Source organism: Cupriavidus sp. GW821-FHT07C08, assembly GCF_059419025.1.
In genome coordinates this window covers 230573-244217 of record NZ_JBWKQZ010000009.1, presented here as the reverse complement: position 1 = coordinate 244217, position 13645 = coordinate 230573, and the positions used below count along the sequence as shown (strand labels likewise).

Annotated in this window: 12 protein-coding genes and 1 pseudogene; 5 read left to right on the top strand and 8 right to left on the bottom strand. The window is 67.1% G+C overall.

All coding sequences use genetic code 11. The annotated features are described in order from the left end of the window. Positions 1-32: 32 nt before the first annotated feature. The 4 genes from AC07UK_RS14775 (at position 33) to alaC (ending at position 3470) form a co-directional block, all read left to right on the top strand. Positions 33-740 (top strand): PadR family transcriptional regulator, encoded by a 708-nt coding sequence (locus tag AC07UK_RS14775; RefSeq protein WP_436223522.1) that lies wholly within the window; start codon positions 33-35, stop codon positions 738-740. Positions 741-818: 78 nt separating this feature from the next. Beyond that, positions 819-1646 (top strand): siderophore-interacting protein, encoded by an 828-nt coding sequence (locus AC07UK_RS14770; RefSeq protein WP_436223521.1) that lies wholly within the window; start codon positions 819-821, stop codon positions 1644-1646. A gap of 56 nt (positions 1647-1702) precedes the next feature. After that, positions 1703-2113 (top strand): hypothetical protein, encoded by a 411-nt coding sequence (locus AC07UK_RS14765; RefSeq protein ID WP_436223520.1) that lies wholly within the window; start codon positions 1703-1705, stop codon positions 2111-2113. A 130-nt stretch (positions 2114-2243) separates the two neighbouring features. Continuing rightward, positions 2244-3470 (top strand): alanine transaminase, encoded by a 1227-nt coding sequence (gene alaC / locus AC07UK_RS14760; protein ID WP_114130679.1) that lies wholly within the window; start codon positions 2244-2246, stop codon positions 3468-3470. A gap of 13 nt (positions 3471-3483) precedes the next feature. Here alaC and AC07UK_RS14755 read toward each other — a convergent pair whose 3' ends face one another. The 6 genes from AC07UK_RS14755 to AC07UK_RS14730 are packed head-to-tail and all read right to left on the bottom strand — an operon-like array spanning position 3484 to position 9718. Further along, positions 3484-4155 carry a Crp/Fnr family transcriptional regulator gene (locus tag AC07UK_RS14755; RefSeq protein WP_436223519.1) on the bottom strand — a complete coding sequence of 224 codons (672 nt, stop codon included), beginning with the start codon at positions 4153-4155 and terminating at the stop codon, positions 3484-3486. 14 nt (positions 4156-4169) lie between these two features. Next, entirely contained in the window at positions 4170-5303 is a 1134-nt protein-coding gene (locus AC07UK_RS14750) for an enoyl-CoA hydratase/isomerase family protein (RefSeq protein ID WP_436223518.1), read from the bottom strand. 9 nt (positions 5304-5312) lie between these two features. After that, positions 5313-6083, bottom strand: a complete 771-nt coding sequence (locus AC07UK_RS14745) for an enoyl-CoA hydratase (RefSeq protein ID WP_114130682.1) — start codon at positions 6081-6083, stop codon at positions 5313-5315. Next, entirely contained in the window at positions 6080-6985 is a 906-nt protein-coding gene (mmsB, locus tag AC07UK_RS14740) for a 3-hydroxyisobutyrate dehydrogenase (protein ID WP_114130683.1), read from the bottom strand. The genes AC07UK_RS14745 and mmsB overlap by 4 nt, the downstream gene beginning before the upstream one ends. 30 nt (positions 6986-7015) lie before the next feature. Beyond that, entirely contained in the window at positions 7016-8539 is a 1524-nt protein-coding gene (locus tag AC07UK_RS14735; protein WP_494685700.1) for a CoA-acylating methylmalonate-semialdehyde dehydrogenase, read from the bottom strand. A 45-nt stretch (positions 8540-8584) separates the two neighbouring features. Continuing rightward, the gene (locus AC07UK_RS14730) at positions 8585-9718 is read right to left on the bottom strand and encodes an acyl-CoA dehydrogenase family protein (protein ID WP_494685701.1); all 1134 of its coding nucleotides are present in this window, start codon (positions 9716-9718) and stop codon (positions 8585-8587) included. A gap of 156 nt (positions 9719-9874) precedes the next feature. Here AC07UK_RS14730 and AC07UK_RS14725 point away from each other — a divergent pair, with 156 nt between their 5' ends. Then, positions 9875-10891, top strand: coding sequence for an AraC family transcriptional regulator (locus tag AC07UK_RS14725; protein WP_436223514.1), 1017 nt, complete (start codon positions 9875-9877; stop codon positions 10889-10891). Positions 10892-11290: 399 nt separating this feature from the next. Here AC07UK_RS14725 and AC07UK_RS14720 read toward each other — a convergent pair. After that, positions 11291-11797: pseudogene (locus tag AC07UK_RS14720) on the bottom strand (DUF3158 family protein). Between the two features lie 56 nt (positions 11798-11853). Continuing rightward, positions 11854-13263 carry an RNA-guided endonuclease IscB gene (gene iscB, locus AC07UK_RS14715; protein ID WP_436223513.1) on the bottom strand — a complete coding sequence of 470 codons (1410 nt, stop codon included), beginning with the start codon at positions 13261-13263 and terminating at the stop codon, positions 11854-11856. Between the last annotated feature and the right edge of the window lie 382 nt (positions 13264-13645).

Here is a 13645-nt window from a genome sequence, read left to right as displayed (position 1 = left end):
AAGATATGTTTTACGACATATCGGAGGTAGCCATGCGCCATCATTCCCACCCTTTTGGCTTCTCAGGCCACGGCCGTCACCTGCTGATGCGCCTTGTGCCGCACTTTGAACGTCACTTCGCCCACCACGCCATGGGTCGCCATGGCGGCGGCTTCTGGGGCGGCGGGCATGACGACGGCTTCGGCCCGGGCGGCCCCGATGGTCCCGGCAGCTTCGACGGCGAAGGCTGGCGCCGGGGCCGCAAGTTCAGCGCCGATGACCTGCAGTTGCTCCTGCTAGCCATGCTCGAAGAGAAGCCGAGCCACGGCTACGAACTGATCAAGGCGATCGAAACCCGTACCAACGGCTTCTACAAGCCCAGTCCCGGCGTGGTCTATCCGGCCCTGACTTATCTGGAAGAAGTCGGCTACGCCACCGTCGATACGGAAGGCAACAAGAAGCGGTACCAGCTGTCCGAGACCGGCAAGGCCCACCTGGCGGCCAACCGCGAGCGGGTCGAGGTGATGATCGCCAAGCTGCGCCACGTGGCGCGCAAGGTGGAATGGATGCGGCGCGCCATGAGCGGCGAGCCGCAGCCCGAGCCGGAGCAGGGCGGCTGGGTGCCCGAGCTGATGCAGGCCCGTGCCGCGATCAAGCGAGCCATTGCGCTACGCAGCGATGCGGGCGCCGACGAGCAGCGCCGTATCGCAGAGATCCTGCTGCGCGCAGCGGCCGAGATCGAAGCGGTCCGCAAGGCCTGACGCGTGGCACTGACGCTGGCTGCGGCCATCGGCAACCTGACCCGGCGGGCGCCGGGTTTGATCCCAAGGAATCCCAATATGAGTGAGAACAACCAAGCCTCCGCACGCGACCTGACTGTGCAGCGCGTGCGCCATTCGCTCAAGATGCGCCTGCTGCAAGTAGTGCGCACCACGCAAGTGTCACCGCAGCTGCTGCGCGTCACGCTGGGCGGTGCTGATCTGCAGGACTTTGTCTCGGCGTCGTTCGATGACCACGTCAAGGTCTTCTTCCCGGTGGATGGCGCAGACAAGCCGGTGCTGCCGCAGGTCACCGCTGACGGCATCACCTTCCCCGAAGGCCAGCCGCGGCCGGCCGCGCGCGACTACACGCCGCGCCGCTACGATGGGGCGAAGCAGGAACTGGATATCGAGTTCGTGCTGCATGGCGATGGTCCCGCTTCGACCTGGGCGGCGCAGGCGCAGCCGGGCCAGTACCTGGGCGTGGGCGGGCCGCGCGGCTCGTTCGTGGTGCCCACGGCGTTCGACTGGCACCTGCTGATCGGCGACGATACCGCGCTGCCGGCGATCGCCCGGCGCCTGGAAGAGCTCGGGGCCGATACGCGCGCCATCGTGGTGGTGGAAGTGGGCGATGCCGCCGCGCAGATTCCGCTGCCGGAGTCCGCGCAATGCGATGTGCATTGGCTGCATCGTGGCGATGCGCTGGAAGGCAGCCTGCTGGAAGGGGCGCTGCGCAAGCTCACGCTGCCGTGCGGCGAGGGCTATGTGTGGGCCGCTGGTGAAGCGGCGGCAATGAAGGCCGTGCGCCAGTATCTGGTCAGCGAACGCGGCATCGACAAGCGCCGCATCCGCGCGTCGGCCTACTGGAAACGCGGCGATTCGGCGGTGCATGAGACGCTGGACGACTGAAGCGGGCGGTGTGCCGGTAAGATAGTGCCACCGCTATCCGCCAGGGAGACCCTGCCGTGCAGCCTTCGTCCATCTTTCTCCGCTTCACGATCAGCCGGCGCGTTGCGCTGGCCTCCGCCTGCGCAGCGTTGCTGGCGGCCTGTGCGCCGGACTCCGTGCGCAATATCCAGGCCAAGGGCTTCAATGCCTATCTCGATTCGCTGCAGACCGCTTGCCCCAACATGGTCGTTGGCTCCAGCAATATCAGTGACTGGCTGCGCGCCAGTGGCAGCAGGGACGACGACAACTATGTCTACTGGCTGGACCAGACCTCGCGGCTCTACTACCACCGCATCTCGCCGACGCAGTATCGGGATTCGGTCAGCGCGGCGCTTGGCGGCAAGTCCGATTCGCGCGCGCTGGACTGCATCGTGCGCAACCTGCCGGCGGACCGGCCGACGCGTCCGCCGGGCGGCAAGCTGCTTTGATCTCTTGCGCGCGGCCTCACGTGGCCGTTGTGCATTCGCCGCATCCCCGCTAACATGAGTCTCCGGCAGCCGAGACAACGGCTGCCGACGTCGCTCGGACGGTTCCGGGCGCTTACGTAAAGGACCCCTCATGACTGCCGCTTCTGGCAAGCGCCGCTTTGCGCGCATCGATCGCCTTCCCCCGTACGTTTTCAATATCACCGCCGAGCTGAAGATGGCCGCCCGCCGCCGTGGCGAGGACATCATCGACATGAGCATGGGCAATCCCGATGGCGCCACGCCGGCGCATATCGTGGCCAAGCTGACTGAAGCGGCGCAGCGGCCCGATACGCACGGCTACTCGGCCTCCAAGGGCATCCCGCGGCTGCGCCGCGCGATCGCGCACTGGTACCGCGAACGCTATGACGTCGAGATCGACCCGGATACCGAGGCCATCGTCACCATCGGGTCCAAGGAAGGCCTGGCGCACCTGATGCTGGCCACGCTGGACCGCGGCGACACGGTGCTGGTGCCTGATCCCAGCTACCCCATCCATATCTACGGCGCGGTCATTGCCGGCGCGGATATCCGCTCGGTACCGCTGGTGCCGGGCATCGATTTCTTTGCCGAGCTGGAGCGCGCCATCCGCGGCAGCTATCCCAAGCCGAAGATGATCGTGCTGGGCTTTCCGTCCAACCCCACCGCGCAATGCGTGGAACTGGACTTCTTCGAGCGCGTCATTGCGCTGGCACGCAAGCACGATATCTTCGTGGTGCACGACCTGGCCTATGCCGACATCGTCTTCGATGGCTGGAAGGCGCCGTCGATCATGCAGGTGCCGGGCGCCAAGGACATCGCGGTGGAGTTCTTCACGCTGTCGAAGAGCTACAACATGGCGGGCTGGCGCGTGGGCTTCATGGTGGGCAACCCGGACCTGGTGGCGGCGCTGACGCGCATCAAGAGCTATCACGACTACGGCACCTTCACGCCGCTGCAGATCGCGGCCATCGCCGCGCTGGAGGGCGACCAGAAATGCGTCAGCGAGATCGCCGCGCAGTACCAGTCGCGCCGCGACGTGCTGGCGCGCGGGCTGATCGAAGCGGGCTGGCCGGTGGAGATCCCGAAGGCGTCGATGTATATCTGGGCGCGGATTCCGGAGCCGTACCGCGCGCTGGGCTCGCTGGAGTTCTCCAAGCAGTTGCTGGCCAAGGCCAAGGTATCGGTCTCGCCGGGCATCGGCTTTGGCGACTATGGCGACGAGTACGTGCGCTTTGCCCTGATCGAAAACGAATCGCGCATCCGGCAGGCGGTGCGGGGCATCAAGGCGATGTTCCGGGCTGACGGGCTGGTCAAGCCGGCGTCGGCCGCGCAGGCATGAGCGTGCGCTGCGCTCAGTAGCGGCGCAGCGCTTCCAGGTCGAGCACATGCACCACGCCGTGCTCGACCGCCAGCAAGCCTTCATCCTCCAGCACCCTGAGCGCCGCGTTGGCGCGCTGGCGCGAGATGCCGGCCAGCAGGCCGACTTCTTCCTGCGTCAGGTGCAGGCTCACGTTCTCGCTGTCCAGCGGACAAAGCACTGGATGGAACAGCGTAGCCAGCGCCCGGGCCACGCGTCCTTCGATGCCGTGCAGCCGCTCATGCTCCACGGTAGCGATGAACAAGCCCAGCCGTTCATTGAGCTGGTCGAGCAGATAGCGGTTGAAGGGCAGGCTGGTCTCCTGCAGCCAGCGGAAGGTCGCCGCGGGCATGCAGGCGATGCTTGAATCGCGCAGCGCCACCACGTCATAGCGCAGCGCCTCGCGCTTGAGCAGGGAGCCTTCGCCAAGCCAGCCGCCGGCCGGCACGCCGGTCAGCGTCGCGCGCTTGCCAGAGGGCGATGCGCAATGCACCTTGACCAGGCCCTGTGCGATGCCAAGCCAGCTGTCGGCCAGATCGCCCTTGCGGCTGACATAAGCGCCTTGCGGCACCGCACGTTCACGCAACTCGGAGCGCACGCGCAGGCGTTGCTCCGGGGTCAGTGCTGCCGCCCAGGGGCTGCGCGCCAGCAGCGCGTCGAGGCTCACGGTGCCGCATCCGCTCAGGCGGGCAGGGCCAAGGGCAGCGGCTGTTCGCCCGGTGCCCACCACGGCCGGAATAGCGCCTGCACGGAAGCGTCATCGACGGCGTCATAGCTGGTGATGCGCCAGTTCGGCGCGTTGTCCTTGTCGACGATCAGCGCGCGCACGCCTTCGATGAAATCCCCCTGCGAAAACGTGTTGACCACCACCGCCAGCTCCATGCGGAAGCAGTCGGCCAAGTCCATGCGGCGGCCGCGCAGCAGCAGTTCGAGCGTGGCGCAGGCGGACAGCGGCGAGCGGGTGCGCAGCACGTCGATAGTGCGGGTGGCCCAGGCGGAGTAGGCCGGGTCGTCCTGGCAGGCCAGTCCGGCCAGGATCTCGGGCAGGGTTGCATGCGCGGGGAAATGCCGTAGCAAGGCCGGCAGCACTTGCAGCAGCGGCGCGTCGGCGGCGCTGGCGACGTGCTCGCGCACCAGCGCATGGCGCAGGTCTGACAGCGCGTCATCGCCCCAGGCGATGCCGGCGAGGGTCTGCTCCAGGCCGGCCAGCGTGGCGCTGTCGACCGCGGCGTCGGCGAGCCCGCACAGCAGGGCATCGGCCGCGCCGATAGTGACCCCGGTCAGCCCCAGGTACAGGGCCAACTGCACCGGCAGCTTCGACAGGAAATGGCTGGCGCCCACGTCCGGCACCAGGCCAATGCCGGTCTCCGGCATGGCCACGCGCGAGCGCTCGGTGACGAGGCGCAGGTGCGCGGCTTGCGCCAGCCCCATGCCGCCGCCCATGACAATGCCGTCCATCAGTGCCACCAGCGGTTTGGGGTAGCGGTGCAGGCGGTAGTCCAGCGTGTATTCGTCGATAAAGAAGCGCCGGTGCAGCGGGGTGCCGTCGCGGTAGCTGTCGGTCAGCGCGCGGATATCGCCGCCGGCGCAGAAGGCCTTGGGGCCGGCGCCGCGCAGCACCACTGCGCGGACGGCGTCATCCTGCGCCCAGGCTTCCATCTGCGCACCGAGCGCGACGATCATCGGGTACGACAGGGCATTGAGCTGGCGCTGCCGGTTCAGCGTGGCAATGCCGACACCGTTGACGACCTGGAACAGCACCTCCGGCTCGGCGGCATCCAGGTTGGCGGCCTTGGTCTCTTCAGTCAGGCGCATGGCGGGCTCCTAGGCGTTGCGCCATTGCGGCGTTCGTTTCTCGAGGAAGGCGTTGACCCCCTCGCGCTGATCGGCATCGTCGAACAGGTCGACAAAGCGCTCGCGTTCCAGCGCCAGCGCGGCCTGGCGCGGCACGCCCTGGCGCGCCAGGTGCACCAGCCGCTTGCTGTGGGCGGCGGCGCGCGGGCTGACGTTGCCGGCGCGCTGCGCCATCGCGAGCGCCGTGGCCAGCGCCTGGCCGCGCGGCACGACTTCCTCCACCAGCCCGATGCGCAACGCCGTGGCGGCATCCACGCGCTCGTTGGTCAGGATCATGCGCTTGGCCCAGCCTTCGCCCACCAGCCACGGCAGCGTCTGGGTGCCGCAGCCGCACGGCAGCAGGCCGACCGCGGCTTCGGGCAGGGCCATCTGCGCATGTTCCTCGGCGATGCGGATATCGCAGGCCAGGGCGCATTCCAGGCCGCCGCCCATGGCATAGCCGTTGATCGCGGCGATCACCACGGGCCGCGCGTTCTGCAGGGCCTCGAAGGCGCTGCCGAACTGCTGCGCCATCACGCGGGCATGGGCGCGGTCGCCCTCGGCAAAGCCGTTCAGGTCGGCGCCGGCGCTGAAGAACTTCTCGCCCGCACCCGTAACCACCACGGCGCGCACTTCGGGGTTTGCGTCGATCCTTGCCACCAGCTCGCGCAGCTGCTGCAGGCCTTCGGCGGTGAAGGCGTTGGCGGGCGGGCGGCTCAGCGTCAGCGTGGCGACGTGGCCTTGCAGGGCGAACTCGATCATTGCTTGCCCTCCTTGTCGGCTGCGGACAGGTACTGGCGGATCACGCCGGAGAAGTCGAGCTGGCCGTCGCCGGCATGGCTCACGGCCTGGTAGACCTGCTGCGCCAGCGCGCCCAGGAACAGCGGCTGCTTCACGCTGCGCGCGGCGTCGTTGGCCAGGCCCAGGTCCTTGAGCATCAGGTCGGCGCCAAAGCCGCCGGTGTAGCCGCGCCCGGCCGGCGCGGTCTCGATCACGCCGGGCCAGGGGTTGCAGGTGTCGGAGGCCCAGCAGCGGCCGGTGGAGGTATTGACGATGCCGGCCAGCACGTTGGCGTCGATGCCGAGCTTGACGCCCAGCGCCATCGCCTCGGATACGCCGATCATGGAGATGCCGAGGATCAGGTTGTTGCAGATCTTGGCGACCTGGCCGGTGCCGGTGCCGCCGCAGTGGACCAGGTTGCGGCCCATGCCGGCCAGCACCGGGCGCACCTGGGCGAACAGCGCTTCGGTGGCGCCGACCATGAAGGTCAGCGTGCCGGCCTGCGCGCCGACAGTGCCGCCGGAGACCGGTGCATCGGCCAGCGCATTGCCGTGCGCCTCGGCGGCAGCGGCCAGTTCGCGCACGGTGGCGGGGTCGATGGTGCTGGAGTCCACCAGCGGCACCCCCGGGCGCACGCCGGCCAGCACGCCTTCCGGGCCCAGGTAGGCGCTGCGCACATGGGCGGCGGCGGGCAGCATGGTGATGACAAAGTCCGCTTCGGCCACCGCCTTGCGGGCGGAATCCGCGGTGGCGGCGCCCTCGGCGCACAGCGACGCCACCGCCGCGGCGTTGAGGTCGAATACGGTCAGCGTATGGCCGGCCTTGAGCAGGTTGCGCGCCATGGGCGCGCCCATGTTGCCCAGGCCGATGAAGGCGATATGCATGGGGTCTCCTTTCGTGTCGTTTCCGCCCGATTACTTCAGGCTGATGGTGGTGTTCACCCCATCGTTGACCGTCGCGTCATCAAACCACCGCGCCGTCACCGTCTTGGTCTGCGTATAGAACTGCACCACCTGCTTGCCATACGGACCCAGGTCGCCCAGCTTGGAGCCACGCGATCCGGTGAAGCTGAAGTAGGGCACCGGCACCGGGATGGGGATGTTGATGCCGACCTGGCCCACGTCGATCTCGCTCTGGAACTTGCGCGCCGCGGCGCCGCTCTGCGTGAACACGCCGGTGCCGTTGCCGAACGGGTTGCGGTTGACCAGGGCGATGGCCTCGTCCAGCGTATCGACGCCGATCACCACCAGCACCGGCCCGAAGATCTCTTCGGTGTAGATCGACATGTCGGTGCGGACATCGGTAAAGATGGTCGGGCCGATGAAGTTGCCCTGCGGATAGCCCGGCACCTCCACGCCGCGGCCATCCAGCACCAGCGTCGCGCCTTCGCGCTCGCCGGCGGCGATGAGGCCGAGGACCCGTTCCTTTGCCGCCACCGATACCACGGGGCCGACATCGGTGCCAGCCTCGGCGCCGGCGCCGACTTTCAAGGTCTTGGCGCGTTCGACCAGGTCGGGCACCCAGTCGCGTGCCGCTCCCACCAGCACGACCACCGAGGTGGCCATGCAACGCTGGCCGGCCGCGCCGAAGCCTGCACCGGCCAGCGCGTTCAGCGTCTGCTCCTTGTGCGCATCAGGCAGCACGACAGCATGGTTCTTGGCGCCCATCATCGACTGCACGCGCTTGCCGTGCGCGCCGGCCAGGTTGTAGACGTGGGTGCCAACGGCGGTCGAGCCCACGAACGACACAGCCTTGATGTCCGGGTGCGTGCACAGCGCATCGACCACGTCCTTGGCGCCGTGCACCACATTCAGCACGCCCGGCGGCACGCCGGCTTCCAGCGCCAGCTTGACCAGCTCCACGGTGGACAGCGGGTCCTGCTCCGAAGGCTTGAGCACGAAGGTATTGCCGCACACGATCGCCATCGGGAACATCCACAGGGGGATCATCGCCGGGAAGTTGAACGGCGTGATACCCGCGCAGACGCCGATCGGCTGCTGCAGCGTGTAGGTGTCGACGGTGGCGGCCACGTTCTCGGCAAAACCGCCTTGCTGCAGGGTGCCGATCGAACAGGCGTGTTCCACCACCTCCAGCCCGCGGAAGATGTCGCCCTCGGCATCGGCCAGGGTCTTGCCCTGCTCGGCGGTCAGGATGGCGGCGATGCGCTTGCTGTGCTCGCGGATCAGTGCCTGGAAGCGCAGCATCACGCGCAGCCGCGCACCGATGGGCGTGTGGCGCCACGTGGCAAAGGCGCGGTGCGCGGCGCCCACGGCAGCGGCGACCTCGCTTGCGGTGGCCAGCGGCACGCGTGCCAGCACCTCCTGTGTGGCGGGATTGACCACGTTGCGGAATTCGGTGGCGGACGAATCCACCCATTCACCGTTGATCAGCAGCGGCACAGTCGGCACGGCATTGTCGGTCTTGGGCACGGCAGTCATGGTTGTCTCCGGAAGGTCTGGTTCTGTTGGCAAGGGATGGTGGGACTACAGGCTGCGCGCGATCAGCATGCGCTGGATCTCGCTGGTGCCTTCGTAGATCTGGGTGATGCGGGCGTCGCGGTAGTGGCGCTCGACCGGGTAGTCTTCGAGATAGCCGTAGCCGCCGTGGATCTGCAGCGCCTTGGAGCACACGCGCTCGGCCAGCTCGGACGCATAAAGCTTGGCCTGCGAGGCTTCGGACAGGCACGGCACGCCTTCGCTGCGCATGCGCGCGGCGCGGTGCACCAGCAGGCGCGCGGCGTTCAGCTCGGTGGCCATGTCGGCCAGCATGTTGGCGATGGGCGGGTGTTCGCGCAGCGCGCGGCCGAACTGTATGCGTTCCGATGCATAGCGACATGCGGCCTCGAAGGCTGAGCGCGCAATGCCGATGGCCTGCGCGGCGATGCCGATGCGCCCGCCTTCCAGGTTGGACAGCGCGATGCGCAGGCCCTCGCCGGGCTCGCCCAGCAGTGCGTCGTGCGGTACGGTGCAGTCTTCCAGCGTGATCGCGCAGGTGTCGGAGGCGCGGATGCCGAGCTTCTTCTCCGGGGCGTGGACGATAAAGCCGGGGGTGTCTGTGGGGACCAGGAAGGCCGAGATGCCTTTCTTGCCGCGCTCGGGCTCGGTCGAGGCGAACACCACCGCCACACCGGCGCGCTGGCCGTTGGTGACGAACTGCTTGCTGCCGTTGAGCACCCAGCCGTTATCGGTGAAGCGGGCGCGCGTGCGCAAGTTGTGTGCCTCGGAGCCGGCCTGCGGCTCGGTCAGGCAGAACGCGCCGATCAGCTCGCCGCTGGCCAGCCGCGCCAGGTAGCGTTCTTTCTGCGCATCGGTGCCATAGTGCAGGACCGGCCCGCAGCCGACCGAGTTGTGCACGCTCATCATGGTGGCGCAGGCGGCGCAGCCGGCGGCGACTTCTTCGATGGCCAGCGCATAGGCGACGTAGTCGGTATAGGTGCCGCCCCATTCCTCGGGCACGATCATGCCCAGTAGCCCCAGCGCGCCCATTTCGGCGACGACTTCGTCGGGCAGGCGGCCGTCGCGGTCCCATTGCGCGGCGCCCACGGCCAGCCGTTCGCTGGCAAAGGCGCGCGCGCTGTCGCGGATCATGGTTTGCTCTTCGGTGTAGTCGCTGTGCATGGCAGTTAGGGGTGGGCGTTTGGAGCCGCGCTGCAAGTCAGGCAGAATGCGCGCTTGGCGTTTGACCTGCGGGCAGTGTAGGAACGCCGGGGGCGGGCTCCTATGCCAAAATCCGCCAATCTTCGTGAACTCGTTTGCCACCCCCCCCCCAGCGCCATGGAAAAAGGCAGTGTCGCCATCTGTTTCGTCCACCACGCCATTGCGGGGCTGCGCGCACGCGGCATCGACCCCGATCCGGTGCTGCGCAGCGCCGGCATTGCGCCGGCGCTGCTGGCGGTGCCCCAGGCGCGCGTCTCGGCCGCCAGCTACAGCGAGCTGTGGATGGCCGTGGCTGCGGCGCTGGACGATGAATTCTTCGGCCAGGACTCGCGCAGCATGAAGTGCGGCAGCTTTGCCATGCTGTGCCACGCGGTGGCCGGCAGCCGCACGCTTGCGCAGGGGCTGGAGCGGATCACGCGGTACTTCCGGCTGCTGCTGGACGATATCGGCGTGCGGCTCGAGCGCCACGGCGACGAGGCCGCGCTGGTGCTGACCGCGCCCTGCGCGCACCTGGGGCGGCAGCCCGGCGTGTTTGCGAAGGAAACCATGCTGATCATGCTGCATGGCCTGATGAGCTGGCTGCTGCGGCGGCGCGTGCCGGTGCGGCTGGCGGCCTTTGACTACGACGAGCCGCCGTACAGCGCGGAATACCGCGTCATGTATTCGCGTCAGCTGGCATTCGGGCAGCCGGCCACGGCGCTGGTCTTCGACGCGGCGCTGCTGGAGCAGCCGGTGCGCCAGGACGAGCGTAGCCTGAAAGCCTTCCTGCGCGATGCGCCGCACAACGTGGTGGTCAAGTACTCCGACCGCGCCAGCGTGGGCGCACGGGTGCGTCGGCTGTTGCGCAACCAGCGTCCGGATCAATGGCCCACCTTTGAAGACCTGGCAGTCAGCCTGAACCTGTCCGCATCATCGCTGCGGCGCCGGCTGATGGAAGAGGGCGTCAGCTACCAGGACCTGAAGGATGCGCTGCGGCGCGACCTGGCGATCGAGGCGTTGAGCCACTCCGGGCGCCCCGTGGCGGATATTGCGGCGGAACTCGGGTTTGCCGAGCCGGGCGCGTTCCACCGGGCTTTCCGGCGCTGGACCGGCTCGCGCCCCGGCGCTTACCGTAAGTTTGCGGACGAGGCCTGACCGCCGCCGGCCGGTCAAAGGGGAGGGGGCTAAATGCCTATGGAAGGGCTGTGTCAGACGCATTCATTTTGCAAGCTCCTTTCGTGAAACGGGTTCGCGAAGCTTTGTTTCACTTTGGGGGCTCATCTGTGGACGCCGCAACTCCGGCGGTCCATCGTCCGTCAGCCGCAATCGGTCTGCCTCCGGGCATGAAGCTTCCTTGTAAATGAGCGGTTCATTTGATGGGCGACAGCATGACTGCTCCGAATGAGACCGGCAGCAAGAAAGCCGGATGGCATGGACACCGATTTATGGTCGATGGAAAACGGTTGCCGCAGTGGTATGCGTCGATGGCGGCAGCCTGCGGGGCGGGAAACTCGTCTCGGGAGGGCGGGTGGAACCCCGTGGACCGCAGTGGAACTATCCCCAGGGGATAGCCCAGGATAAGCTGCATTGAATCGCCTCGGCCTGTGCCAGGTTGCTAGCGCATTCCCTGGCGTGGCGGGCGATGCTGTGGGTCAGGCTGATCTGCATGTTCAGCGCGATGCGCTGCAGCTCCATCGCATACAGGTCGTCGATCAACGAGGCCGGCATTGCGGGGCGGCCGAGCAGCGACCCCACAAAGCTACGCCCATAGAGGAGCGATCAATATTGCGCCAGCGCGGGAAGGTCGTCCCTGCGCCAGTGGTTTGCTGGGCCAGTTGCACATCGAGCAGGTTGAAGGGGTAGGCCCTCGCCTGGGGCAGCACGCGCCGCTGTGCCAGGACGATCAAGCTGTCGCGCAGCGCCAGGCACTGGCCGGCCCAATGCCTCCAGACTCCCCTTACCTTTAAAAGGTTGTAAAAGGCCTTTTAGGTAGGCTGCGTGTTCCAGTCGCTGGAAGGCCGCCTGTTCCAGTGCCGTGAAGCGTGTCGGCTGGACGGGCATGGAAGGCTTGGTGTGCCAGCTATCCCCTGGGGATAGCACGGCAGTGTTCGGCTAGTTCATCCGAATGCGCGAGAAACCTCGGCCTTCAGGCCGGGGAGGGATAGCGCGCCGTGCGCAGCACGGCCATCTCCCGCTGCTCCTTTCTGTGAAGCTATCCTTGTGTATCCGTAGCCATCGCTACGTTGAATCAGGCGGCAATGTCGATGCGCAATGCCTTGCACGACATCCCCATCCCGTTGAATGTTGAAGTTGCCGATCGCGCGAACCGCCACGCGGCCAACATGGCTTCCAGCCTTCTTGCCGGTCGGAACTTCGGCACGCACCAGGTCGCCGGTCTGGAAACCGTGTACGCGCTTCTTGCGGGTCAAATACCCGCGCGGAAAGCCATATTTGTCGAGCCTCGTGCGCTGATATCTTCCGCGTCCCGTACATTTCACTGCCCGGGTCGGCTTTTGCCAGCCCGTCACAGCCTCGAGCGTTCCGACGCAAACGGCATCCAGCGCGTGAGCCTTCGGCACGCCAAGCGTAGTGCGGTTGAATTTCGTGCGCCCACCCGAGGCCAGCTCCACCGGCAGACCGGTCGCACGCAGCGCATTGGCCAACGCCCAGCGCGTGGCGTTGACCGCCGCAGCATCTTTGAGCGGGCGCTTGGCCTGCGCCAGAATGGTAGCCAGCCGCTTCGGCGTCTTGGCCAGGAATACCGCTACCGGCTGCGCTCCCTTGGCCTGATTGCAGGGCCGGCAGGCGAGTGTCAGGTTGGACACCCGGTTCGAGCCACCGCGGGCCCGGGCTACGATGTGTTCAATCTGCAACGGCACGTGCTCCGCACCGCAGTACGCACACTTGCGGCCCCACTTTTCCAGCAGATACTCACGGACCTCGTAGCCGGCCAGTGTGCCCTGCTGGTACTCGACGCCGCTGACTTCCGGGTTTTCGAGCGCCTGCATGTCGAAGCGCACAAGCTCGCTGGAGAGCGCGGTCACCGGTGCCCATCTCGTCAGGCGCCGAACCCATGCCAGCGTGGTGTCGACCCGATGTTGCAGGGAAGGCGCCAGCCAGCCCGCAGGTCGTGTGCGATTCAGGAAGCGCGGCGCTCGATAACGCAGGTTTCCGCGCCGGCGGCGACGCATGGACCGGCGCGCGATCAGCGCTTCGCTGATCTGCCGGCCGCGATGCATCAGCTCGAACAGGTTGAGCACTGCGGCACCGCGCAGAATCTCGCCGGTAGCCCGGTCAACGTGTTCGGTGTCGCGCACCAGCGCTACGCCGGTGGCCTTGCTGCCGGGGTCGAGCTTGATTCGCATCGGTTGAAACTGGCTGGAGGTGGCGTCGCGGTCGACGAGGCGAATGACGAACGGGACCACGCGATGTACGCGTGCGCGGCCACGCGCGAGCAGCAACCTCGCACGCTTCTCGCTGCACGGCATCAACGCCTTGCCATTCCTGCCCAGCACGAATACAGCCACAACCTCTCCAATAGACTTGCCACCGGAATCCGTCCGGCGCGGTACTTCTACGACCTACGGTCTTCGAGTGCGAGACTTGCGTCTTGTCAGTTTCAACCGCAACCCTTACGGGCCTTGTGACGGAAGCCTTGCGGCTCCGCTCCCCTCGACCATGTTGTGCAGCAGGTGAAGCATTCGCTTCGGTCGCAGCCCGTTTCGCACCTACCCGGGGCTTGTCTGCTGCTACGACTTCCAGAGCGCCAAACTGAGGAAGCATTCGGCGGTGGGTCTGCTGTCTTCTGCACAACGTAGCGCTTTGCAGCGCTGGGTCTGGTCAAACTCGAGCTAGTGAATCTCTCCACAAGCTCCGGCTTTCAGGCCGGGGTGTTTGACGTAGGGCTGT

Coding starts and splice junctions, on each gene's coding strand:
- AC07UK_RS14775 (WP_436223522.1), top strand. CDS start 33: ATGCGCCATCATTCCCACCCTTTTGGCTTCTCAGGCCACGGCCGTCAC.
- AC07UK_RS14770 (WP_436223521.1), top strand. CDS start 819: ATGAGTGAGAACAACCAAGCCTCCGCACGCGACCTGACTGTGCAGCGC.
- alaC (WP_114130679.1), top strand. CDS start 2,244: ATGACTGCCGCTTCTGGCAAGCGCCGCTTTGCGCGCATCGATCGCCTT.
- AC07UK_RS14750 (WP_436223518.1), bottom strand. CDS start 5,303: ATGCGCCTGACTGAAGAGACCAAGGCCGCCAACCTGGATGCCGCCGAG.
- AC07UK_RS14745 (WP_114130682.1), bottom strand. CDS start 6,083: ATGATCGAGTTCGCCCTGCAAGGCCACGTCGCCACGCTGACGCTGAGC.
- mmsB (WP_114130683.1), bottom strand. CDS start 6,985: ATGCATATCGCCTTCATCGGCCTGGGCAACATGGGCGCGCCCATGGCG.
- AC07UK_RS14735 (WP_494685700.1), bottom strand. CDS start 8,539: ATGACTGCCGTGCCCAAGACCGACAATGCCGTGCCGACTGTGCCGCTG.
- AC07UK_RS14730 (WP_494685701.1), bottom strand. CDS start 9,718: ATGCACAGCGACTACACCGAAGAGCAAACCATGATCCGCGACAGCGCG.
- AC07UK_RS14725 (WP_436223514.1), top strand. CDS start 9,875: ATGGAAAAAGGCAGTGTCGCCATCTGTTTCGTCCACCACGCCATTGCG.